Annotated in this window: 31 protein-coding genes and 2 pseudogenes; 20 read left to right on the plus strand and 13 right to left on the minus strand. The window is 35.8% G+C overall.

The window, feature by feature from the left end; genetic code table 11:
• The first annotated feature begins 45 nt into the window (after window positions 1–45).
• Complete coding sequence (locus LRP81_RS11740; protein ID WP_230501460.1) at window positions 46–492, plus strand: DUF4306 domain-containing protein; 447 nt, start codon at window positions 46–48, stop codon at window positions 490–492.
• 83 nt (window positions 493–575) lie between these two features.
• Here LRP81_RS11740 and LRP81_RS11745 read toward each other — a convergent pair whose 3' ends face one another.
• On the minus strand, window positions 576–2,057 hold the full coding sequence (locus tag LRP81_RS11745; protein WP_230501461.1) for an esterase/lipase family protein: 1,482 nt from the start codon (window positions 2,055–2,057) through the stop codon (window positions 576–578).
• Window positions 2,058–2,330: 273 nt separating this feature from the next.
• Here LRP81_RS11745 and LRP81_RS11750 point away from each other — a divergent pair, with 273 nt between their 5' ends.
• Genes LRP81_RS11750 through LRP81_RS11760 form a run of 3 tightly spaced genes read left to right on the plus strand, consistent with a single transcriptional unit; the run spans window position 2,331 to window position 3,300 of the window.
• The gene (locus LRP81_RS11750; protein WP_230501462.1) at window positions 2,331–2,627 is read left to right on the plus strand and encodes a hypothetical protein; all 297 of its coding nucleotides are present in this window, start codon (window positions 2,331–2,333) and stop codon (window positions 2,625–2,627) included.
• A 9-nt stretch (window positions 2,628–2,636) separates the two neighbouring features.
• Window positions 2,637–3,119 carry a hypothetical protein gene (locus LRP81_RS11755; protein WP_230501463.1) on the plus strand — a complete coding sequence of 161 codons (483 nt, stop codon included), beginning with the start codon at window positions 2,637–2,639 and terminating at the stop codon, window positions 3,117–3,119.
• 10 nt (window positions 3,120–3,129) lie between these two features.
• Window positions 3,130–3,300: a hypothetical protein gene (locus LRP81_RS11760; RefSeq protein WP_230501464.1), complete on the plus strand. Its 171-nt coding sequence runs from the start codon at window positions 3,130–3,132 to the stop codon at window positions 3,298–3,300.
• Window positions 3,301–3,328: 28 nt separating this feature from the next.
• On the opposite strand, the gene LRP81_RS11765 is transcribed toward LRP81_RS11760, so the two are convergent.
• Both LRP81_RS11765 and LRP81_RS11770 read right to left on the minus strand, forming a co-directional pair.
• The gene (locus LRP81_RS11765) at window positions 3,329–4,081 is read right to left on the minus strand and encodes a hypothetical protein (RefSeq protein ID WP_230501465.1); all 753 of its coding nucleotides are present in this window, start codon (window positions 4,079–4,081) and stop codon (window positions 3,329–3,331) included.
• Window positions 4,065–4,280 (minus strand): helix-turn-helix transcriptional regulator, encoded by a 216-nt coding sequence (locus tag LRP81_RS11770; protein ID WP_230501466.1) that lies wholly within the window; start codon window positions 4,278–4,280, stop codon window positions 4,065–4,067. Before LRP81_RS11770 ends, LRP81_RS11765 begins: the two co-directional genes overlap by 17 nt.
• Before the next feature lie 148 nt (window positions 4,281–4,428).
• On the opposite strand from LRP81_RS11770, the gene LRP81_RS11775 reads away from it, so the two are divergent.
• Window positions 4,429–4,764, plus strand: coding sequence for a zinc ribbon domain-containing protein YjdM (locus LRP81_RS11775; RefSeq protein ID WP_230501467.1), 336 nt, complete (start codon window positions 4,429–4,431; stop codon window positions 4,762–4,764).
• Window positions 4,765–4,849: 85 nt separating this feature from the next.
• Window positions 4,850–5,251, plus strand: a complete 402-nt coding sequence (locus LRP81_RS11780; RefSeq protein ID WP_399207599.1) for a GNAT family N-acetyltransferase — start codon at window positions 4,850–4,852, stop codon at window positions 5,249–5,251.
• A 504-nt stretch (window positions 5,252–5,755) separates the two neighbouring features.
• Here LRP81_RS11780 and LRP81_RS11785 read toward each other — a convergent pair.
• On the minus strand, window positions 5,756–6,385 hold the full coding sequence (locus LRP81_RS11785; RefSeq protein WP_230501469.1) for a LysE family translocator: 630 nt from the start codon (window positions 6,383–6,385) through the stop codon (window positions 5,756–5,758).
• 130 nt (window positions 6,386–6,515) lie between these two features.
• On the opposite strand from LRP81_RS11785, the gene LRP81_RS11790 reads away from it, so the two are divergent.
• Window positions 6,516–7,586, plus strand: a complete 1,071-nt coding sequence (locus LRP81_RS11790; protein WP_230501470.1) for a YqcI/YcgG family protein — start codon at window positions 6,516–6,518, stop codon at window positions 7,584–7,586.
• A gap of 19 nt (window positions 7,587–7,605) precedes the next feature.
• On the opposite strand, the gene LRP81_RS11795 is transcribed toward LRP81_RS11790, so the two are convergent.
• Window positions 7,606–8,082 carry a DinB family protein gene (locus LRP81_RS11795; RefSeq protein ID WP_230501471.1) on the minus strand — a complete coding sequence of 159 codons (477 nt, stop codon included), beginning with the start codon at window positions 8,080–8,082 and terminating at the stop codon, window positions 7,606–7,608.
• Between the two features lie 566 nt (window positions 8,083–8,648).
• Here LRP81_RS11795 and LRP81_RS11800 point away from each other — a divergent pair.
• The 3 genes from LRP81_RS11800 to LRP81_RS11810 all read left to right on the plus strand — a co-directional run bounded on the left by LRP81_RS11800 (window position 8,649) and on the right by LRP81_RS11810 (window position 10,598).
• Window positions 8,649–9,239, plus strand: coding sequence for a nitroreductase family protein (locus tag LRP81_RS11800; RefSeq protein ID WP_230501497.1), 591 nt, complete (start codon window positions 8,649–8,651; stop codon window positions 9,237–9,239).
• Between the two features lie 262 nt (window positions 9,240–9,501).
• Window positions 9,502–10,044 (plus strand): histidine phosphatase family protein, encoded by a 543-nt coding sequence (locus LRP81_RS11805; protein ID WP_230501472.1) that lies wholly within the window; start codon window positions 9,502–9,504, stop codon window positions 10,042–10,044.
• A complete protein-coding gene (locus tag LRP81_RS11810; RefSeq protein WP_230501473.1) occupies window positions 10,044–10,598 on the plus strand; it encodes a GNAT family N-acetyltransferase in 555 nt (184 codons plus the stop codon). Before LRP81_RS11805 ends, LRP81_RS11810 begins: the two co-directional genes overlap by 1 nt.
• A gap of 34 nt (window positions 10,599–10,632) precedes the next feature.
• Here the strand turns inward: LRP81_RS11810 and LRP81_RS11815 are convergent, their stop codons facing one another.
• Window positions 10,633–11,058, minus strand: a complete 426-nt coding sequence (locus LRP81_RS11815; RefSeq protein ID WP_230501474.1) for a ferritin-like domain-containing protein — start codon at window positions 11,056–11,058, stop codon at window positions 10,633–10,635.
• 258 nt (window positions 11,059–11,316) lie between these two features.
• On the opposite strand from LRP81_RS11815, the gene LRP81_RS11820 reads away from it, so the two are divergent.
• Together LRP81_RS11820 and LRP81_RS11825 are read left to right on the plus strand one after the other, a co-directional pair.
• Window positions 11,317–11,757, plus strand: a complete 441-nt coding sequence (locus LRP81_RS11820) for a hypothetical protein (protein ID WP_230501475.1) — start codon at window positions 11,317–11,319, stop codon at window positions 11,755–11,757.
• 234 nt (window positions 11,758–11,991) lie between these two features.
• A pseudogene (locus LRP81_RS11825) lies at window positions 11,992–12,220 on the plus strand (hypothetical protein).
• 74 nt (window positions 12,221–12,294) lie between these two features.
• Here the strand turns inward: LRP81_RS11825 and LRP81_RS11830 are convergent.
• Window positions 12,295–13,227 (minus strand): alpha/beta hydrolase, encoded by a 933-nt coding sequence (locus LRP81_RS11830; protein ID WP_399207592.1) that lies wholly within the window; start codon window positions 13,225–13,227, stop codon window positions 12,295–12,297.
• A gap of 94 nt (window positions 13,228–13,321) precedes the next feature.
• Here LRP81_RS11830 and LRP81_RS11835 point away from each other — a divergent pair, with 94 nt between their 5' ends.
• Window positions 13,322–14,035: a nucleotidyltransferase domain-containing protein gene (locus LRP81_RS11835; RefSeq protein WP_230501476.1), complete on the plus strand. Its 714-nt coding sequence runs from the start codon at window positions 13,322–13,324 to the stop codon at window positions 14,033–14,035.
• A gap of 108 nt (window positions 14,036–14,143) precedes the next feature.
• On the opposite strand, the gene LRP81_RS11840 is transcribed toward LRP81_RS11835, so the two are convergent.
• A complete protein-coding gene (locus tag LRP81_RS11840) occupies window positions 14,144–14,320 on the minus strand; it encodes a hypothetical protein (protein ID WP_230501477.1) in 177 nt (58 codons plus the stop codon).
• 486 nt (window positions 14,321–14,806) lie between these two features.
• Here LRP81_RS11840 and LRP81_RS11845 point away from each other — a divergent pair, with 486 nt between their 5' ends.
• Window positions 14,807–15,376 carry a hypothetical protein gene (locus LRP81_RS11845; RefSeq protein ID WP_230501478.1) on the plus strand — a complete coding sequence of 190 codons (570 nt, stop codon included), beginning with the start codon at window positions 14,807–14,809 and terminating at the stop codon, window positions 15,374–15,376.
• A gap of 14 nt (window positions 15,377–15,390) precedes the next feature.
• On the opposite strand, the gene LRP81_RS11850 is transcribed toward LRP81_RS11845, so the two are convergent.
• Window positions 15,391–15,660, minus strand: a complete 270-nt coding sequence (locus LRP81_RS11850; RefSeq protein WP_230501479.1) for a hypothetical protein — start codon at window positions 15,658–15,660, stop codon at window positions 15,391–15,393.
• Window positions 15,661–15,726: 66 nt separating this feature from the next.
• Here LRP81_RS11850 and LRP81_RS11855 point away from each other — a divergent pair, with 66 nt between their 5' ends.
• Together LRP81_RS11855 and LRP81_RS11860 are read left to right on the plus strand one after the other, a co-directional pair.
• Window positions 15,727–15,912, plus strand: coding sequence for a DUF6366 family protein (locus tag LRP81_RS11855; RefSeq protein ID WP_230501480.1), 186 nt, complete (start codon window positions 15,727–15,729; stop codon window positions 15,910–15,912).
• 62 nt (window positions 15,913–15,974) lie between these two features.
• Entirely contained in the window at window positions 15,975–16,874 is a 900-nt protein-coding gene (locus LRP81_RS11860) for an aminoglycoside phosphotransferase family protein (RefSeq protein WP_230501481.1), read from the plus strand.
• A 111-nt stretch (window positions 16,875–16,985) separates the two neighbouring features.
• Here LRP81_RS11860 and LRP81_RS11865 read toward each other — a convergent pair whose 3' ends face one another.
• The gene (locus tag LRP81_RS11865; RefSeq protein WP_230501482.1) at window positions 16,986–17,201 is read right to left on the minus strand and encodes a hypothetical protein; all 216 of its coding nucleotides are present in this window, start codon (window positions 17,199–17,201) and stop codon (window positions 16,986–16,988) included.
• Window positions 17,202–17,329: 128 nt separating this feature from the next.
• Here LRP81_RS11865 and LRP81_RS11870 point away from each other — a divergent pair, with 128 nt between their 5' ends.
• Window positions 17,330–17,659 carry a YnfA family protein gene (locus tag LRP81_RS11870; RefSeq protein WP_230501483.1) on the plus strand — a complete coding sequence of 110 codons (330 nt, stop codon included), beginning with the start codon at window positions 17,330–17,332 and terminating at the stop codon, window positions 17,657–17,659.
• 126 nt (window positions 17,660–17,785) lie between these two features.
• Here the strand turns inward: LRP81_RS11870 and LRP81_RS23225 are convergent, their stop codons facing one another.
• Complete coding sequence (locus LRP81_RS23225) at window positions 17,786–17,917, minus strand: hypothetical protein (protein WP_263458238.1); 132 nt, start codon at window positions 17,915–17,917, stop codon at window positions 17,786–17,788.
• Window positions 17,918–17,972: 55 nt separating this feature from the next.
• On the minus strand, window positions 17,973–18,890 hold the full coding sequence (locus LRP81_RS11875; protein ID WP_230501484.1) for a hydroxymethylglutaryl-CoA lyase: 918 nt from the start codon (window positions 18,888–18,890) through the stop codon (window positions 17,973–17,975).
• A gap of 141 nt (window positions 18,891–19,031) precedes the next feature.
• Here LRP81_RS11875 and LRP81_RS11880 point away from each other — a divergent pair, with 141 nt between their 5' ends.
• From LRP81_RS11880 to LRP81_RS11890, 3 genes are read left to right on the plus strand one after another with little or no spacing between them, the layout of a single operon-like run.
• Entirely contained in the window at window positions 19,032–20,216 is a 1,185-nt protein-coding gene (locus tag LRP81_RS11880; protein WP_230501485.1) for an acetyl-CoA C-acetyltransferase, read from the plus strand.
• Between the two features lie 25 nt (window positions 20,217–20,241).
• Window positions 20,242–20,931: a CoA transferase subunit A gene (locus LRP81_RS11885; RefSeq protein WP_230501486.1), complete on the plus strand. Its 690-nt coding sequence runs from the start codon at window positions 20,242–20,244 to the stop codon at window positions 20,929–20,931.
• 16 nt (window positions 20,932–20,947) lie between these two features.
• Window positions 20,948–21,610, plus strand: a complete 663-nt coding sequence (locus tag LRP81_RS11890) for a CoA transferase subunit B (protein WP_230501487.1) — start codon at window positions 20,948–20,950, stop codon at window positions 21,608–21,610.
• 146 nt (window positions 21,611–21,756) lie between these two features.
• On the opposite strand, the pseudogene LRP81_RS23455 reads toward LRP81_RS11890, so the two are convergent.
• Window positions 21,757–21,920 (minus strand): annotated as a pseudogene (locus LRP81_RS23455) (transposase); the annotation flags it as partial.
• Window positions 21,921–22,117 lie beyond the last annotated feature (197 nt).

The following is a 22,117-nucleotide window of genomic DNA, read 5'->3' on the forward strand; positions in this document are numbered from 1 at the left end:
TGTCCATTTAAATCGTCATAAAAGTTAGAGTAAGGGAGGGGTAATATGACAAGAATTGTTTTATTTGGATTAGCATGTTTACTTTTTGCAGTGGCAACATTTGTATCATGGTATCAAGGTAGCAATTTAGTAGATAGTCCGAGTGACTGGTTATATACCGCGATATTTTCAAAGTGGCTACATGATGGACCATTAGAAAGTAGCAACATTTCACAGCTCGACTTTTTTGTCTATTCCATAAAATATCATCCTGTCTTTCCAATTCTCATGATGGTAAGTTTTGTTTATATTTTCATTGCATCAAGTGCAAGATGGTTTAAAAAGAGCTTAACATGGATTGTAGCATTCTTAATGGGATTGTTAATTATAGGAGGGATATCCATTGCTTCTTCTCCAACAGATGGAGGTCGTTTAATGATGCTGTCCATGTTTGGAGTGGCAATTTTATTAATGGTTTATATAATTGGGTTTAGAAACAAAGCAATTTCTTAAAAAAGCTAGGTTTTACGGATAAAAAATAAAACCCTGATGGAAAAATAATCCATCAGGGTTTTATTCTACTGCTATGTTAAATTTTAATGTTTCTTACCATTCTCATCTACATAAACAGATTTTACAATCGTTCGCTCAAATGGATTTCCGTTTGTTGTTTTACCTTTTACATCGAGTGTAATCGTATATACACCCTCATCCGTGAAGTTTGTGTTTACTTTTCCTTTTGTTGCTACTTTCATTCCCTCGCTAAAGTATGGTTTACCATTCTTATTAATCTGGACATCAACATTTATGTCTTTTACCTTTTTGCCAGTATTCTTTAATTCAAACGTTTGATTCTCTAGGACAACGTCATTATTAATTTCTGAATGAAAACCTACTGTCATTAGATAAGCTGCTTTGTCTTTATTGACCTCAACTGACCACTCACCCTGTTCTGGAGTAGAGATTTGGAAAGTATGATGATGGGCACCTTTGAAAAATTCCTCATCCTCTGCATGAACGAAACCAGAGTAAACCTTACCAGAAGGGGTGATTACTTTAATAGCTTCTGTTTTTTGGTCGCTTAACCAGTCCAAGTCTATTTTTTGGACATTCTCTTCCACTAGGAATGTTTCTTTTACAGAGGTTTCAAATTCTCCACCACGATGTAAAGCACTAATAGTGGCTGCTTCCTCTTCAAAGGGTTCACTCGTTGCAGCAACTTGTGCACTACTTATCCCCGCTGTTTGAAAGGTTGTTAAGTATGGTCTAAAATATTGAAACGTTCCGCCTTCTCTAACTGTTGTATGGTTCCAGTTACTAACTCTCACTTCTCTACTGTACCCTAACCTAGAATTAGCCACTGTCACTGCTCCATCATTTGAACCATAAGCGCTTAAGTATAATCCGCCCCAATAGAGAGATGAACCGAAGCTACCCCAGCTAGTGCCTGCCAATGTATACACTTGGTTTCTTGTGCGATTTGCGTGCTGATCTGTTTGAGATCTATAACTATTCATATAACCAGTTTGTAAGGAATAAGTTGCATCATTTGTACTGCCTAATATACTAGCAAGCCAGCTCGCCCAGCCGCTGTATGCAAGGTCAGCAAGCTGAGAGCCGTAATGAGGTGTTGATAATGTGATGAGGTTTGAAACATAGGGGTGTGCACCATAGTGGACCAAGGCATTTTGGGAGTCGATGCCACCTTTACTATGTGCAATAATAACTATTTTCTTATTACCATAATGGTTGTATATATCACGAATGCGGCTATTAATAATGGCACCATTATCCCACATGTTTTTATCAGGATGTACATCAATAAATGCTGTTTGATATCCATTGTTTAATGCCGTTTGATACATATTGTTATCTTGCCACCACGTACGTGAAGAGCTATTAATTCCATGCACAAATACAAGAACGGGTTTATTTGGATCGATAAAGCTTGGAGTATCACCAACATACCATTGTCCAGGTATACCTCCAGGGTTATCTTTTCCACCAATCGTACCAGCATTAACGGAAACAGGCAGAATGAGAAGGATTGCTAACAACATGAACACCAACCTTTTCATTTCAACACTCCATTCATCTTTTTGTAGGAGTTATACTCCCCATCTATTTTATCGGATACGGTGGTAGATTCAGAATAATTTTTCTGAAAATGAGCGGAAGGGCTTGGATCTTTGAGTATTAGCTTAGGAATAAAGTTATAAAATTGACAAAAAAAAGCAGGATTTTTGAATGAAGGGAAAGAAATGTAAGGAGTTCATCGTAAAAAGGTACTGATTCTTATGAGAAAGGGTGGGATGATGAGGAAGCTTCCCAAATGGTTCAGGTGGAGCCTTGTGTTATTTGTAATTTATTCCCATATTAGTATTCCGATTGCAGGGCTATTCGCAAATCATGCTAGAGATGTTGTATTTATTATCTTTTTAAATGGTTTAGTCATTTATCCCACACTAGCAATTATTTTATTTATATTGGTATTAAGGAAGGATGAACTCCATTCGGATGACAAAATTTGGGCGTTCTCATCTTATTTGTCCCGATTCTTACTTAATTTCCTCTCTGGTCAGTATTACAATAATTTTTACAGCTTAATAGCAACCACTTCTAGAAAAAATCCTTTTATAAAAAAATGAGGAATCATGTTGAAGAAAATCTTTGTGTTAGTTATAGGGATTTTATCTTTAATCATTCCTACAATTGGGGCGTATATATTAAGTGGTTACATACAGTATATTCTATTTGTTCCCGATGACTTTTTGCTATGGACATTTAAGTATCCCTATGCTCGATTTGTCTTATTGTTTCTATTACTGTTTGCAATTGTTTTTTTTCGATTAGTCTTTGATAGATTTATAGTAAATAATCCAAAGAAGAAATGGGGGAATTCCCAAAGAATAATTTTCATTGGAACGTTTGTAATCCTTTTTTATATTTCAATAACATCTATTACAGTTGTTACTAAGCAGCAAATTGTAGACCACACCTTTTGGAATCCTATTGGGAAGGAATACAATTTAGAGGATGTTGTTTCGATTGAAGCTGGAATAAGAGAAGACCGTTTTTATTTTCCTTTTACCCATAATAAAGGAGATTTTTTTAGAATTAGAAAATGGAAAAGTTATTGACCTTATGGAAGTGGGTGGGTTCAGGCATATTGAGAGCGAGGTATTTGATCTAGATGTTTTTGATAACCTTTTAGTGGAAAAGGGTGTAGGTAAAGAAGCTAGCTTGGACAACTTTTCACTGGTAGAATTACATTTGGATGAAAAATATACATCTATCATAAAGAAGATACTAGAAAGGTGAAACTGCTGAAGTACAACTTCAGCGGTTTCTACTTTTTACAAGAAAATTTGGATAAACTCCAAAAGCTCCCTCCTTCAACCATTGCAGTACCTCCTTGATCCATGCAATGCTCCATTTTTGAGATAATATCGTTGGAGTTAACCTGTATTAGTGCAATTCTTGAAACACCGATGATCACGATAACTATTGTAATAGCAATAAGCCCTCTTACCGCATATTTGTTCCACATATTTATTTTATTTTTAGGAACTTCCGACTGATAATTCCCTTTGTAAAAACTACGAATCTCCCAATAAAATAAAGCATAGTGAGCAATTAAAATGATGAATATAGTGAAAAGATAGACAAATCGATGCAATGGAAGGAGCATCAAAAGTATTAAAACGGGTAATGCGTTTGTGTATAGAATATAGACCTTCTTCATCGCACTTTTTGAAACGTGAGATAACATTTCATCATCCTCTAATAGTTCACTAGGTCGGAAAAAGGAAAAAAAGTATATTTTCTTTTTAGGATTCGCTAGATTATGCTTGCGTAGCCTTATTATAAAAATGCCTAAGTAAAGTATGAAAAACAACATGCTTATGTAAAATTTAATAAGCACAGGATGCCAAAAATGGATCGAAATAGAAGGACCCTCCGCATAAAAAAATTCTTCCGAGTTATAAAGCAAAATATCAATCATTTTTACACCATAATAGTAAAATATCATTAACAGCAAAATTGAGCCAATTGTCCACAGTGGTAATTTTACTCGTAAATCTTCATTCATTATCTTCATCTTCTCCCTCCAACCAAAATAGATCGTCCACTTTCACTTGTAAGCGTTTGGCAATCCTTAAGGAAAGCGCAATAGATGGCGAGAACTCGCCTTTTTCTATAAATCCGATTGTTTGCCTCGTAACCCCAACAAGGTTTCCTAAATCAGTTTGAGAAAATCCATGTCTTGCTCTCAGTTCCTTTACCCGATTTCGAAGCATAACAACTCTCCTTCATGTAAACTTTACTAACCTAAATGTAAAGTATTATTAACATAATGTCAATGAAAATTAACGTAGTAAAAACAAGTCTATAAAATAATATACTTCAATGATATTCTAATAGGAGATAAATGAAGGAGGAAAAATGATGGCAACATTACCTAACTGTCCAGCATGTCAATCTGAATATACATATGAGGACCGAAATCAGTTTGTCTGTCCAGAGTGTGGCAATGAGTGGACTTCTGCTGATGACACAGAAGTGGAAGACAAAGTGTTTAAAGATGCAAATGGAAATATCCTAAATGATGGAGACACGGTAACGGTTATTAAAGATCTGAAGGTTAAGGGAAGTTCATCTGTTGTAAAACAAGGAACTAAGGTAAAAAATATCCGTTTAGTTGATGGTGATCATGATATTGATTGCAAAATTGAGGGCTTTGGTGCAATGCAATTGAAAACTGAATTTGTAAAAAAACTATAAAAAGTGAATAGAGGTGATATTTACAATGCAAATAAGAGTAGATAATGTCCAGGAACCAGTTGTCATTGATTTCTTACACGAACATATGCGTCTTCTAAGTTTAGAGTCGCCACCTGAAAGTAACCATTATTTAGACATAGATGAATTAAGACAACCTGGAGTTACATTTTGGACAGCTTGGGACGGAAATGAATTACTAGGGTGTGGTGCACTGAAAGAATTAGAATCTGGCCATGGAGAAGTGAAATCGATGAGAACTTCCGCAAATCATTTAAGGAAGGGTGTAGGAAAACTGATTCTTTTAGAAATCATTGAAACTGCAAAACATCGAGGATACTCAAGGATTAGTCTTGAAACTGGTTCGCTAAATGCATTTGTCCCTGCACAAAAGCTTTATGAAAGTTGTGGCTTTACTTATTGCCCTCCATTTGCGGACTACAAAGAAGACCCAAATTGTGTTTTTATGACGCTTATATTAAAAAATTAATGAGTGATTATAAGAAATTTATTTTAATATTGTCGAATTTTTATTTGGAATAATAATATAATGCAGAGGTTTGCTTTATGAAAAGTAAACCTTTTTTTGCGAAACTATATATTTTTTTACGTATGTATAGTAGGAGGAGGTGGAATTGGAAAATATTGAAAAGAGACAACAAGCAACAGATAATAGAAGAAAACGACTGACTATTTTTATTGTCATTACTTGTCCTAGAGAAGTGGAGATGTAATTTTTTCAATAGAATATGATGGAACTATGTTAATGACGAAGGAAGAACTACTGAAAATGGCAAACTCCATAAAGTAATGTTCCAGAAATAAAGAGGAGTAATAGAATTACAGCTGACCCATTTACGATACTCTTCTATTCAAATATCACTATATTAGTATTAAACATTCAGATAGCTTCAAATCAATCTATTAGTTTCTTACTCCGCATTTTACTTCACTATAAAAACAATACTAAATCTCCTAAAGTGATATTCATTCTTTAAAATACTAATTCAAAAAAGCTTTTGAGAAAAGGCACAGCAGCTATTATCAATAATAATCCAGCGACAAGGTTAATCACTCTTAATATTTGGTCTTTTATATAAGTGCGGGCAAAATGGACGGTGAATGCAATATTTAGATTCCAGAGGAAAATACCGCATAGTAATGCAATGGAACCCACGAAGGCGATGTGCCATCCATGGACGATTAATGATTGAATGGAAGAACCGAAAATTCCAAACCAAAATACAAAATTGATTGGATTGAAAGCCGCAATTCCAAACCCGACTAAAAAAGAATTTTTTTGAATGGGTTGATCAATAGTTAGAATTTGATTATTTTTTATATTAGTCATGATGCTTGAAAAGCCAAGGTACAGTAATAAACTGCTCCCAATCCCATACATGCTAATTTGGATAATTTCTAATTGGAGGAATGGCTCCATTCCAATTAGAATACATAGTAGAAACATTATATCTGCTGTCATTCCTCCAAGACCAACCAACCAAGAGGAATAAAAACCTCCCGTCACTCCCCTTTTTATCATTTCAAGATTAATCGGTCCAATTGGCGCGGCAAGACTAATTCCTAGGACTGCAAATTTGATCACAATCAAAAAAATATCCATGTCGATGGCTACTCCTTTTATCCATAACTTGTCCTCCTATATATATGTGGATGGTCTATAATCTGATGCATATTAATGGGCATTGTTTCGTATTATTTATTATGACTTTAGATACATAAGGGGGAGTTCTATGCTGCCTGTAGATATAGCTAGTTTATATACCTTTAATAATATTCAGCATTGGGGACACAAGGTTTTTGATGATTTTACGAAAGATATGCTCTCCAATACGCGTCCATTTCCATGTGTGCTCGGGGTAGAAGGTTTTAGGCAAGGTGCATTGCGGTTTGCTTTTATCGAAAGCACTAGCTCTAATGAATCCATTCATAAGCTAGGGACTGAATTAAAAAACTATCTGCAAACAGCGAGGAGTTTAGGAAAAAACACCTCATTTGTGTCGTTTTTTAAACCGGAAGCATTAAAGACTTTAGAAGAGTATGAAGCACAATTTTGGGATGTATTAAATGCTCTGCATCATTTAGACGAGAAAAAATGGCCGAACCATATTCCAACTGATCCAGATCATTATTTGTGGGAATTTTCTTTCTGGGATGAGCCAATGTTCGTTGTTTGTAATACTCCGGCACACGAAAAAAGAGTGAGTAGAAAAGCTTCTACTTTTATGATTACTTTCCAACCAAGATGGGTGTTTGAAGGTATTAACGGAAATACAGTGGTTGGCAAACAGTTACAAAAGAAAGTTAGAGAGCGAATGGAGGGATATGACAGTATCGCACCACATCCTGCATTAAACTGGTACGGAAACGAAGATACGAGAGAATGGAGGCAATATTTTTTAATGGATGATAATAATATGGATGCAAAAATGTGCCCGTTTCAAGCTGCATTAGATAATACTAGCTCCTCAAAAAGCTATCATATCGACCATCGATTTTCAGATTTCCGAGTAGAGAAGGGGGTGGGGAGAGCTCTTGAAGAGGTGGTCAATGAATTACTACCAATAAAAGGAACAGGCTATGTAGAGGTTCAAAAGGATGAACCATTTAAAGCCCATCCTTCGCATACTCATCCTTGTAATGAAATTTTACATATATTAAAGGGTTCTATTTCATTAGAAGTAAATAGTGCGTTGTATGTGTGTAACGCTGGTGATAGGATTTTTTTACCAAAAGAAATGGTACACGGTTCGTTGGCTGGAATAGACGGATGTTTGTACGTAATCGCGGTATTAACAGAATAAGTTGCTCTATAACTTAAATTTACTTTCGGTTTTGTTTAATCATTTTTTGAATATAAGCAATCTGACCAATATGATATGCATTATGTGTAGTTGCATTTGATATAATATGCCACCATTTTGCCTCTACAGGAAATCCAGTAACAGTTGATTCAAGGTGCTTGTCATCTAATAATTCTTGCCACTGTAACAGTGTTTTTAATAATTGTCCTTTTAGGTCTTGGAAGGATTGTTCTTCCGTAACAAAAAATGTATGATCATTATTTTTTACTGGTGGTATAGCATTTACGTTAGACAATTTATATCTTTGTTGCCATGTTTCATTCCAATAAACTAAATGTTGAACAATCTCAGCAATACTGTGGCTAGTACTATCCGGTTTCCAGAATGCCTCATTTTCAGAAACACCATCGACAGCCTCAATAAATGGAATATACCAACTAGGATCATTTGCATTAGCTAATAATTGGTCTAATAAAACATCTTTTGCATGGGTCATTCAAACAGCTCCTCAATAGTAATAATTTTTAGTTTCGACTGTTTTCGCAAACTTTGTTACTTTTTCGAACTTAATAAGATACTAGTAATAATCGTTACTGTCGTGCTCTTTTCCTGTATATAGTTTCAGTCAAAAGGACAAGTTTTCAATGAACATGCACGTAAAAAGTCCAGAATCCGACTTTTTACCGTTTACTAGCAACATTCTTTTAGAAAAGAGCCTTAGTTTATTATAACAATTTAAGAAGTATGGCGCGAACGTGGTTTATGTTTGTAGCCATGCTATTTTATTATAAAGTGAAAAAAATGAAGGATTAACATACAACTGCTTTTATACCATTTCCTAATAAGAAATACATAAATATGTAGTATTTTCCATTGCAAACTTGCAATTTTTTGGACAGCCTATCTAGAACGCATTATTAATAATCAAATCATTTTTTGTATTTTGAAAGCATACATTTTGACACCAAGATTTTCACATGTTAAAAATATAAAATATCCAACAAAAAAAGGGGAGAATTCTACTTGGCTAATACAACAACAAACAAAAGTGCTATCGATATTATGAAGGAACGTCATTCCGTTAGAAAATATACAAAATATGATATGCCACAACAAGATTTAAATGAAATTTTAGAAGCTACCATTACTGCACCGTCTTCATGGAATCTTCAACCTTGGAAGTTTCTGGTTATCCAATCCGATAGTCAAAAAGAAAAATTACTTCCAATTGCTTATAATCAACAACAAATCGTTGATAGTTGCGTAACTATTGCGATCCTAGGTGATTTAGAAGCTCACTTGAACGCTGAGAAAGTATATGGAGAAGTGGTAAGTAAAGGATTCATGAAACCAGAAGTAAAGGATATCCTAACTGGTCAGATAAATGCAGCTTACAATAACGATCAATTTGCACGTGATGAAGCAATAATGAACAGCTCACTTGCAGCGATGCAATTAATGCTTGCTGCAAAAGATAAAGGGTATGATACTGTCCCTATGGGCGGTTTTGATAGAATTGCTTTTAAACAAGAATTCCAAGTACCTGAACGCTTAGTACCAATAATGTTAATCTCTGTTGGAAAAGCAGCAGCAGCGGCTCATGGCACTTTAAGATTCCCATTAGACGATGTTGTCACTTACGAAACGTTTTAATGAATGGTGGACTCACTCTATTTTCTAGAGTGGGTCTTTATTGATAAAATAAGGAAAAGTACATGGTAAAGAAACATTTTTTAGATAGATTCCTCCATTGTAAAGACGAGAAAAACTATACATTAGTTCGTCACGATATACTAGAGGGATTAAAAAAGTTGATTAGGGGATGAAGAAATACGTGGAAAGCGCAAGAACTAATGGATATTGTGGAGGATCAGAACTATAGTAAAAAGAACACAATGTAAGGGGACGGGGAATATTGAAAGTTGGCTTAATTAGGCATTTTAAAGTGGAGCGAGGATATCCAGATAAAATGGTTTCCTCCAATGAATTGCTCTCATGGATAAAAGAATACGATGACTCTCCTGTTGAGTTAAAAGAAATAGATTTAAAAGAGATAGATTGGAAAAGGTGTTACAGCAGTGATTTACCAAGAGCGGTTATTACGGCTGAGAATGTCTTTGAAGGTGAAGTGCAAAAAATGAAAGAGCTAAGAGAAATAACACTAGCACCCATACTGCCTCAACATGTAAAGTTGCCTCTTAAACTCCATTTCTTATTTATCAGATTGGCATGGATGATAAACCACACATCACAACCAGTAAGTAAAAGGGAATTGCGAGATACAATAAATGTCGTTCTTGATAAAATACTAAATGCAAACGAAAATATATTAATTGTTAGTCACGGTGGAATCATGATGTTTTTACGAAAAGAATTGCTACGGAGAGGGTTCACAGGTCCTAAATTTAATATAGCCAACAATGGTGAACTTTATGTTTTTACTAAGGGGTCTGAATGATGAAGAACCAAATAGTAAGTGATGTTGAAATAAGAAAGCCTAGTAATCTAGATATAAAAGAACTGCATCAACTTTTTCAAACAATTGTTACTGACACATTTCAAAAAGAAGGAATAAGTGAGATGCAAGGATCACTTAACGAAGAGATCGCAACTAAGAAGGTTTACTTGCAACAGGATTTGAATAGCAATGGAATGGAGAGATATTTTCTTGTTGCATCTCATCAAGGAAAATTGATTGGGACAATCGAGTATGGACCTAGTAGCGAACTTATTCGAACTTGTACGAATGGAACATTTAGTAATCTTGTAGAAGTAGGGACGATATTTGTACACCCAGATTTTCAGAATAAGGGTATTGGCAATAAGCTGCTAAATACGATGTGCGAACATTTGCAAGCTCAAAAAATTTTCGAGTTTTGTTTGGATAGCGGTTATAAAAATGCGCAAAAAGTCTGGCAAAAGAAATTTGGTACACCCGATTTTTTATTACTAAATTATTGGGGAGTAGGTTTTGATCATATGATTTGGAAGATTTCAATTAATACTAACTAGAAGAGGGGTGGCAATCCCTCTCCTAGTTAATATCTTATTTAAAATGCTTCTTTAACATATCGATATGCTGCTTGTGCTCTTTTAAAATGGACTGTACGATGTTTCTACTCTCCTGATCAAGATCCCCTTTAACAAATTCCGCCATCATTTCTGATCCAAATTCCTCGCCGTGTATAGCACCTTCCACAATGGAATTACTATCTTTTGGATAGCCTTTTACTTGTTGAAGTCGCTCCTGAAAAGCTCCAATAAGTCCAACATCGTCAACCGCAGTTCCACCAAGATCTTGAATCCTTTCAGCTACAAAAATCGCATGCATTTTATGATTTTGCTGAATTGCTTGCAAATCCTTTTTTAATGTATTTTCCTCTGTATTTTGTATATAGTGTTCATACGCATGAATGCCCATAAACTCTCCTTCTAAAAAAGCGTTCAACTCCTTGATTTGCTCATCCTTCATGTTTGTTCATTCCTCCTAATAGTAGCTATTAATAGCGTTCTATATATATAAAGAAATTATTCTATATAAAAAAATGAAACAATTAAAAAGGAGAAATGTATAATGAAGTATAATTCTGTAAGGTAATTGGAATTGTTTCGGAGGATTAATAAAAATGGTAGTTATCTGAGATACTTTTAATACAAATTATCGTTAAGATTATAAAACAGAATCTTTACCTAACTCAGTGTTTTCCACTAAAGGTCTATGGGGGTATTCATGAAGAGAATAATGACGATTACACTGCTTCTTATTTTTATGCTTTCTCATACGATTCATGCATTATCTTGGGCTTTTCCTTTTGTGGTTTGGCAAGGAAAGGTGTATGAAGCAAAAGTAGAGGAAATTATTCCAGAGAACGATATTAATAAAATTATTGGGGAAGTAAAGACCCAACCTAATGACATGACGGGTAATTATTATGGAGATGCATCAAACTATTACCCAAGTGGGACAAAATATTATGAAATAAAAGGAATTCTGACTTCCACTGCAATTGCAGTAAAAGAAAATAACCAGTGGGTGAAAGCTGTTTATGACCATGATGCCCCATTTCATATAATGAATGTAATTTCTAATTTTTACTTTATTGCTTCTGTTATTTTACTTGCTCTAATTGTAGGAGGAGTGGTATTTCGAAAAAAATCAAAAACGAGATAGTAAGATAAATCTAATTGGTGTATAAACCCTTTAATGGACATTTTAGATATTCCACCACTTTCAAGACAAGAATAGATGATAATAATAGATTCTGTGATGAAGTTGATAGTATAATGGGGCTGGGACAAAAATGTTTTAGTCTAAGACAAAACCGAACTTATTTGAGTGATTGATCAAATAAGTTCGGTTTTTTAGTATAAAAATATGCTTTTATTTTTCAGATTACACTAGCGGTTGATTGGAGGGCAAGACGTAGACTCCTGCGGGAGAAGTGGCCAATGTGAGACCCCGCAGGCGAAGCCGAGGAGGCTCGCGGGTCACCCGCGGAAAGCGAAGTCTTGCACGGAAATCAATAGCGGTATTTATTGTCGGCCATTATATTGTTCGTCTTTTTGTTTGTGTTCTTTATTTTTGTCCCAGCCTCATTTTTTTAAAAAGAATAAAAATGGTTGTTTTAGTGTAGCTATTTTCCTTCCTACATGTAGGATGTAAGTCCCGATTTTTTAGTAAAGGTAAATATACAGTAATGGACCGCATTCATTTTTGATCATATTCTCCATAGCCAATCTCCTCTAAAAACTCATCGATTGCTTTTTCATATTCTTCCCGGTTTTCCGAATAGCTCATTGCATGCATGCCATTTCTGGCAACATAAAGTTTCTTTTTTCCCCTTTTTTTCTCAAACAACTGCTGCGTCATCATGAGGGGAATAAAATCGTCCGGTTCACTATGGATAAAAAGAACAGGATTATCTATGTTTTCCATTACATTTATTGGTGAAACATCACGTATGGAATATTTATCTCTTATTCGTAAAAATGTGTTCGCTATTGGCATGACTAATTGTTTAGGTATCCGATAATCCATCTTAAGTCGATAATTCAGCTGTTCTTCTAGATCGGAAAATGGACAATCTGCTATGTAAAAATCTGCTCCATCTTCAATCGCTCCCGCATATAATAACAATGTTGCGGCTCCCATCGATTCCCCGTGTATCCCAATAACAGCATCTTCTGAGGTACTTTCCCTTACCCAATCAACCACTGCCTTCAAGTCATGCTTCTCGTAAAATCCATAGCTGGTCGTTTTACCCCCTGATCTCCCATGTCGGCGGTGATCATACAATATCACATTCCAACCTCGTTCTAAAAAAATGTTCATATACTTAATAGAGTTTAGTGTATTTTGGGTTACTCCATGACTAAATATCATAAATCGATTAGAGTCAGGAACATCAACCATTTCCCCATATATGTTGTATCCGAAAGGAGAGGCAATCGTCAGTTCTTTTTTCGGAATGATATCGTAAAGTTCCTCTTGGTAATGTCCAAGCAACTTTTCACGTTCCAATATCTCTTCATTTGTTTTTTTTCGGATATACATTACTTTATTTGTGAAAAAAATACCGATAAATAAAATATAAGAAAGAAGAATACCAACAATAATAATAATTCGCTTTAGCTGTCTCACAAGGTATACCTCCAGTTTGGGAATATACCTTAGTTTACCATTTGGAAAAGCAAGATGGGAAATATGTAGTAAAATATTAGGAGGAGGGGACGAAATGAAGGTACATAGAAGCGATCCACTAGAAGCAGCAGCTAGGATAGTGAAAGAAAGGCATCCATCATGTAATGCTGCGATACTAGCAGGTAGTATTGTAAGAGGGCAAGAAACTGAAACTTCTGACCTTGATATAGTGGTATTTGATTCAAAGGTAACAGAGTCCTACAGAGAATCCTTTGTTCAAGAAGGGTGGCCAGTAGAATTATTTGTGCACAATCTCATAAGCTATAAGACTTTTTTTGAAGCTGATCGAATGCGAGCGAAACCATCACTGCCAAAAATGGTTTCAGAAGGTGTGATATTGATTACTAGTGATGCACTTGATCAAATTGTGTATGAAGCAAAGAAATTAGTAGCAGCTGGACCACCCGCTTGGAGTGAAGAGACCATACAATTAAAGCGCTACTTCCTAACAGATTTATTGGAAGATTTTATTGGTTGTACTAACAGAGGGGAAGCAATCTTTATTGCTGGTGCACTTTCTGAAGCAGCAGCCGAATTTGAACTTAGGACAAATAGGAAGTGGCTTGGTTCGTCTAAGTGGGTGTTGAGAGCATTGAAGGAGTTTGATGAGTTGTTGGCGAACGAGTTTGTGGTGGCGTTTGATATGTTTTATAAAAATGAGAAAAAAGAAAAAGTAATATTATTGATTGATAATTCATTGGAACCATATGGTGGTCGACTATTTGAAGGTTTTTCTCTTGGGAAATGAATGTATGAAAGTGCAAATTTATTTTTGAAGTCGACAAAATCCATCATCATACATATGGTAAAATATAACACAAAGGTCAGCTCGATAATAAGAGCTGACCAGTGGCTGTTATTTATTAAATATGTCATTCCAGTCATTCACCATATCCCATGAGAATTCAGGGATCATTGCAAAAAAACTGTTATTCGAAAGGACAGATGCTAATAATATCGACCCTAAAAATAGCCCAACTAAAACGATAAGTAATGCATAAGTTTCCAATGATTTTCTACTTTCTGTTTTCATACACTCTTCCTCTTTTCCGTTTGATATAAATTAGCAATCATTTTTATATCATGTGGGAAGCGAGGTAATTTCCTTCGTAGAAGACAGGTGTAAGATAAAACTGTAGATGAATGTCTTTTGTTGTAGTTTTTTTATCAATAAATGTAAAAAAACTAGAATTCTGATGGGTAAGTCTTGATGGGACTATCCACTCTTTCTTCTTTTTTATATCTGAATACGTGTTAGGTAATGAATAAGCTTGCACAAAAGAATAATGCTTGTCATCGGTTAAAAGAGGACTCTCAGAATAGTCCTTGATAACAGTTGAATCCCCACTAATAAAGGAAGGGAATATAATACAACCAATTATTATGAAAATAAAATGTTTGAATCTCATATTCTCCAAGTCCTTTATAGTCAAGTTTATTCATATTTTACTCTTAGAGCGTCATTCAATCAATATTCAAATGTATAAAAAAGAAAAAATAATAAATAAAGGGGATATATATGCTAAAAGAAGTCCATTTAACTGAATTTATTTTTATTTTTATTATTTTACTATATTTAATAAAAGTAGGACTTAACGTATTCTCTATAAACAAAAAAGTTAGTGTGGCAATTATTTCTTTTTCGGTGTTAGTTGGTGGATTTATTGGGTACCAGCATTTTCGTCCTATCTCCTTTACAACATATACCCAAGCATATATGGAAGAAGATAGTATACTGCAAAGTTTAACCATAACACGGGTGGTAGAGGGAAGAGGTAATTTGAAAGAAAAAGCAGTAATTGAGCAGGAGGAAATTATTCAAAAGGTTTTGGATGATTTATTAAGAGTGAAATTATACAAGAATATGAACCTGGAACAATATTACAATCACACGTATCGTCTAGAATTTAGAGTAAGTACACTGAAAAATGGAATGCTTATAACGAATCGACATTTTTATTATGTTGATGAAACATATGTAGACAATAATAAAATTGTAAAAGATGTTAATCATCTAAAAACAATTAGAGAATTAGATGCAAACAATGACTTAAATTGGGAGATACAATCAGATGGAGAAAAGGGTTAAAGAGATAACAGATATTACGTTACTTCTTTAGCCTTCTTTTTTATAACGAAAATGGAAGCAATACTTAAAAACGTATAGTTTAGCAAAAATAACACAGTCAACCATATAGATTGTTGATATACATAATAAACATTCCAAAAAGATACAATGACAAAAATACTTAATAATATGTAGGCTTTTTTTCGAGATTGAAAATAAAGCGAATTGAAAATAGCAAGAATTAAACTAGATCCAATTAAATGTGCAAAGGATAAAATAATCGTCCAAAAAGGTCCAAAAGGCATAGAATCACTCCAAATGAAGAACTAATCTTTATATTAACATAATTACCCAAAAAGAGGTGATGATTTTTGAAAAAGCCTGAAGAGGAAAGAGAGAGGCTTCAAAGAGAGGAGCTTAGGAGGAATCCTGGCGGAGCGTTTAATAATGGACTAATCAGGGCAATAGTAGGGAGTTCTTCTGGCCTGGGGTTGCAATTTACTGGAATAATAATTATTATGTTGCTCATTATTATTTGTATACTTGCATTCTTCTAGACCTTTTGCCAGTTTTACGAGATAATCAATTTCTGACAATTTTAAGCAAAGGGGACGGGGGAATGAATTTAGAAAGGATTTCACTTTTTGATGATGCAAAAATGATTGTAGAATTACATAAAGGACTTTCAACAGACAAGAAGTATCAAGTGGATGAAAAATTTTTGGTACGGGTTTTTCCTTTTGAGGATGTAGATAAACGTAGGAAAGAGTTTGAAGTTGTTAAGGAACTCTCGCGTTTATCAGAATATGTACCAGAAGCAGTGAAATTTGAAGTCGTAAAAAAAGAAAACCTCGCTTATATGGTTTTAGGGTTTTTGCCTGGGAAAGATGGCGAAGAAGCGTTAGTAAATGAGAGCGAAAGACAACAATACTTGATAGGATTCAAAGCAGGACAAGAGTTAAAAAAACTCCACAAGCTACAAGCACCTGATGGCTATGAGTCATGGTATTCTTTAAAAAAACGAAAAAGTGACAAGTATTTGGATGAGTTACATAACGTTTCGGGTGTTGATATGGCTGTAGTGGAAATTCTAGAAACATACATTAGAGAGAACGAACATTTAATGTCCGGTCGTCCAAATAGATTTCAACATGATGATTTTCACCCGAATAATCTGATCGTCCAAAATGGTGAGTTTGCCGGATTTATAGATTTTCAACGTATGGATTGGGGAGATCCCATTCATGATTTGCAGAAATTGGGATTTTTTGCTATTAAGGTGAGTGTGCCTTTTTCCATTGGTGCCATTGATGGGTATCATGATGGAAATGAGGTTCCGTCGGAGTTTTGGCGTCTATTTTCCTTATATAGTGCCATGCATGCAGTATCTGGTATTGTGTGGGGGAAAAAGATGGGAGATAAGCAGTTTAACCTGCTTTTAAAGTATGCTTTGGATGTGTTAAAAGACCATGATGATTTTAAAGAAATGATACCGATTTGGTATAAGAGAGAATTTTGAGGATGCCTTGCCCCTTGAAATCATAAGCTAAGCAGTCCAGAAGGGGGATATCAACCTTTTTGCTTTTTAGCTTATACTTGTCAGGGGCTAAAACAGGCACTTGTTTTTTAATTATTTTTTCTTCTTTTTTGAGAGGTCGATTAATTGTTTTTTTACCACTTTCTCTAAGGAAACATAGACATTAATGTGTGTTTCGTTAAGATTGACTACATTTAGCACTTTTGCTTTTCTACCCTTGATTTTCAATTCCTCATCGACTACTGGAATCTGTTTTCGAAATTGACTCAGTAAAACATTTTTCTCTTCTAAAAAATGAATATAATACAATACGACCCCACCTGTACTCAAGATTATATGCTACTCGATTGTAATCTTATAGCCCTTCCTACAAAATATGAATGGGCACTTCTAGATAGTACTAATGGGAATAATTATAATTTTTGGAGTGATTACATATGGTACAAGCAACTTTTTTATTTTTGATTGCAGGTCTTGCTGAAATTGGGGGAGGATACTTAATATGGTTATGGTTAAGAGAGGGCAAACCATTTTCTTGGGGAATAGTTGGTGGAATTGCTCTAATTCTTTATGGAATAATTGCAACATTTCAAAGCTTCCCGACATTCGGTAGAGTTTATGCTGCGTACGGAGGAGTTTTTATTGTGTTATCTGTGTTATGGGGGTGGGGAATTGATAAGAAAGCTCCAGATTTGTATGATTGGGTCGGAGCAGGAATATGTATTGTTGGTGTATCGGTAATGTTGTTTGGGCCAAGAGGAGGATGAATGAGTCCATTCATTTTAAGTAAAGATGAAGAAATAGTAGAAATTCAATTGATAATGAAAACTGCCAATCAAGTTTACACCATACAATAGTACAAACTTAATTGGACAGCTCGTTCGGCAAAAATATTATTGTTTAGAATTTTGACGTTTTGTTGGTTGGCTTGCCCGTTCTACTTCTTCTGCAGAAACCACTTGCTTTACGTTATCAGCGTTTGGTTGGCCCTTTTGGCTAGGGCCATTTGTATGATGTTTAGACAATATAAAATCTCCCTTCCTCATTCTCACTATTTAATGTGGATTCGGAAGCGAATAATTATGCACTAGGTTCTGTGACAGTGCTGCCTTGCACTAATTTATAATATTGACTTTCGTACTGTTTATCAAGATGAGGTAAAAGATTTTCCAGTGCTTTTACGACTAATTTTAAGTTAACCCCTGTTCCAATCCCCATATGTTCCAACATATAAACGACATCTTCAGTTGCCACGTTTCCAGATGCACCTGGAGCAAACGGACAGCCTCCCAGGCCGCCAGCAGAAGTGTCAAAACGGTCAATTCCCGCTTGAAGAGCAGCAAAGATATTAGCAAGTGCCATCCCGCGTGTATTATGAAAATGTGCGGTAATCATGACATCCTCTAATTCTTCTTTTAGTAGGGTGAATAAATCATATGACTCTTTCGGGTTTGCCTCTCCTACAGTATCCGCTACACTTAATTCATCTACACCAAAATCAACAAACCGATTACATAAAGAAACAACATCTTCCATTGCTACTTTTCCTTCATAAGGACAATAAAAAGAAGTGGAAATGCAAGCCCGGACAAAATATCCTTGTTCTTTTAATTCACGAATCAATGGCTCAAGCTCTGTCATGCTTTCTTCCGTTGATTTATTGATATTCTTCTTATTAAAAGTATTACTAACTCCTACAAATACAGCGGCATTTTTACATGAGGTACTTTTTAGGCGATCCATTCCTTTTTGATTTGGTACTAAAACAAAATCGCGAGCTTTAAAATCATGGCAACTATCAATAATTACTGCTGCATCAGACATCTGAGGTACCCACTTCGGCGATACAAAGGAGGTAAGCTCCATTTCGGTAATGCCAGCTTTTTTCAATTCTTTAATGAATTCAACTTTAGCCTCGGTTGGAACAAATGTTTTTAAATTTTGGAGCCCATCCCGGGGTCCCACTTCAATGATGGTTACATTTTTTGGCATTTTCATGATTGTAATAATCCCCTTTGCTAAAGAATTTCTCCCCTTCCTTAATTTTACACAATCAAAAGCAGAAATTATAGAAATTTTAAAAAAAAGAAGGATTTTCGACAAGAATCTAGAAATATTACAGGGAGAGGAGAGGAAATTATGTCGAATAAAGAAGTAGTGATTGTAAGCGCTGTCAGAACAGCGATCGGAAGCTTTGGAGGGGCATTTAAAGATGTTTCTGCTCCGCAACTCGGAGCAGCGGTAATTAAAAAAGCTCTTGAAAAGGCTGGACTCTCACCTGATAGTGTAGACGAAGTAATCATGGGGAATGTACTGCAGGCAGGGCTTGGACAGAATCCTGCAAGACAAGCAGCTATTGCAGCTGGAATCCCTCATGAAGTATCTTCCATGACCATAAATAAAGTATGTGGCTCAGGTCTAAAAACTGTTCACCTTGCGACACAAGCAATTTTAGCTGGAGATGCAGATATTGTTGTTGCTGGGGGAATGGAAAATATGTCACAGGCACCTTACCTTGTAAAGGGTGCTCGCGATGGATTTAGAATGGGTGATCAAAAGATTGTTGATAGCTTGGTAGCAGACGGATTGACTTGTTCTTTCAATGACTATCACATGGGTGTAACTGCAGAGAACCTATGTGACAAATATGGACTTACTCGTGAAGAGCAAGATGAATTTGCTGCTAACAGTCAGCAAAAAGCTGTAGCAGCGATGGAAGCTGGGAAATTTAGAGACGAGATTGTTCCTGTAGATGTGAAAAAGAAAAAAGAAATTCTTTCTATTGATACAGACGAATATCCTAGAAAGGGAACAACTGCAGAAAAACTTGCAGCATTGCGTCCAGCTTTCAAAAAGGATGGATCCGTAACTGCTGGTAACGCTTCTGGTATCAATGACGGCGCTGCTGCAGTAGTGGTCATGAGTAAACAAAAAGCTGAAGAACTTGGGTTAAAGCCCCTTGTGAAAATTGTTGCAAATGCTAGCAGCGGGGTAGATCCGAGCATAATGGGAATTGGCCCTGTTACAGCTGTAAAAAAAGCTTTGGAAAAAGGATCACAATCGATGGACGATATGGATCTTATCGAAGCGAACGAAGCATTTGCTGCTCAAGCCCTAGCAGTAGGAAGAGAACTTCAATTTGATTCCGAAAAATTGAACGTTAACGGTGGGGCTATCGCACTAGGACATCCAATCGGAGCTAGTGGTGCTCGTATTTTAGTTACTCTGATACACGAAATGAAGCGTCAAAATGCCAAGAAAGGCTTAGCGACGTTATGTATTGGCGGAGGTCAGGGTGTCGCAACAATAGTGGAAAATATTTAATCTTATAGAAAGAGGTGCAACAAAGATGAAACCGATTTATACATCCTTTACAGAAGCGGTAAAAGACATCCACGATGGTGCAACGATTATGGTAGGTGGGTTTGGCCTTTGTGGAATTCCGGAAAACTTAATCCTTGCCCTTGTTGAAACAGGTGTAAAAGATCTCACTGTAATCTCCAACAACTGTGGAGTGGATGAGTGGGGACTTGGTCTATTATTAAAGAATAAACAAATTAAGAAAATGATAGGATCATATGTTGGTGAAAACAAAGAATTTGAACGTCAGGTACTATCAGGTGAACTTGAAGTGGAATTGACCCCTCAAGGAACTTTAGCAGAGAAAATCAGAGCAGGTGGAGCTGGGATTCCTGCATTCTTCACCCCAGCCGGAGTGGGAACACCAATTGCAGAAGGAAAAGAAATTCGTGAATTCAACGGTAAAGAATATTTACTGGAAGAAGCGTATACTGCTGATTTCAGTCTAGTTAGAGCATCAAAAGCTGATAAAATGGGGAATCTTGTTTACAACAAAACGGCCCGAAACTTTAATCCGATGATTGCTGCGGCTGGAAATATTACAATTGCAGAAGTTGAGGAGCTCGTGGAGACTGGCGAATTAGACCCTAATTCAATTCAAACACCAAGTATTTATGTACAACGACTAATAGTCGGCAGGCAGGAAAATAAAATTGAACGTGTTACGACTAGAGACTAGCGAGGAGGGGCCAACTATGACAAAAATTAATAACCGTGAAAAAATAGCCAAAAGAGCGGAAAAAGAAATTGAAAACGGGTACTATGTAAATCTTGGAATCGGTATGCCGACGCTAGTGGCAAACTACATATCTGATAATAAACAAGTTGTTTTACAATCGGAGAATGGATTACTTGGAATCGGACCATATCCAACAAAGGATAATGTTGATGCTGATCTCATTAATGCTGGGAAAGAGACTGTTACAGCGATTCCTGGAGCCGCATATTTTGACAGTGCAGAGTCCTTCGCGATGATTCGTGGAGGGCATGTTAACATTGCCATTCTTGGTGGAATGGAAGTCAGCGAAAGCGGCGATCTTGCCAACTGGATGATACCAGGAAAGATGATAAAAGGAATGGGTGGTGCAATGGATCTAGTTCACGGCGCTGAACGAATTATTGTCATCATGGACCATGTAAATAAGACTGGAGAAGCTAAAATTTTGAAGGAGTGTACACTTCCTTTGACAGGTAAAGCTGTAGTGGACCGCATCATTACAGATCGTGCTGTTATTGACGTTACTGATAGAGGATTAAGGCTGGTGGAAGTTGCAAGTGGCTATACCGTTGAAGATATTCAAAACTCCACAGAACCGACTTTAATTGTTGATGAGCATGTGAAGTTAGAAGCTTTTTAATTATTTTTTGTAAATGAGACTGCCCTTTGGAGGACACTGCCAAAAGAGCATAATTGCTACGCACTTTTAAGTAAAAAAGCCCCTAGTTTATGAATTTACATAAACTAGGAGCTTTTTTGTTTTGAGTTTATCTACTCCTCCTATCCCTACTGGGATAGGGCTTTGTGTAGCTTAACCATCCTCTTTATGTTAACAACAAAAGCAGTTAGAAATGCTTGTATTCGCATGCCAAACTGACCACGGTATATTTAGCCCTGGTCATTCTATGTGCATTCTTTAATTCAGCATTTTTATGCTCAATATGGGAACGAATACCTTTTCTTTAAAGATATTCATCCGATTCTAGGTAAGCCATTGGTTGACTATGCTCTTCAGATTTAATGCTAAATTGAGTATGTTTTTTCTTTGGTATTGTTATAGCATCTTTCTCTTAAAGGACATTGCTTACAAATGTTCGTATCAAAATAAAAGGTTAGACTTGAATTAGTACCCGTTCCAGTTTTTCCT

The organism is Sutcliffiella rhizosphaerae, from assembly GCF_917563925.1.
Classification (GTDB): domain Bacteria; phylum Bacillota; class Bacilli; order Bacillales; family Bacillaceae_I; genus Sutcliffiella_A; species Sutcliffiella_A rhizosphaerae.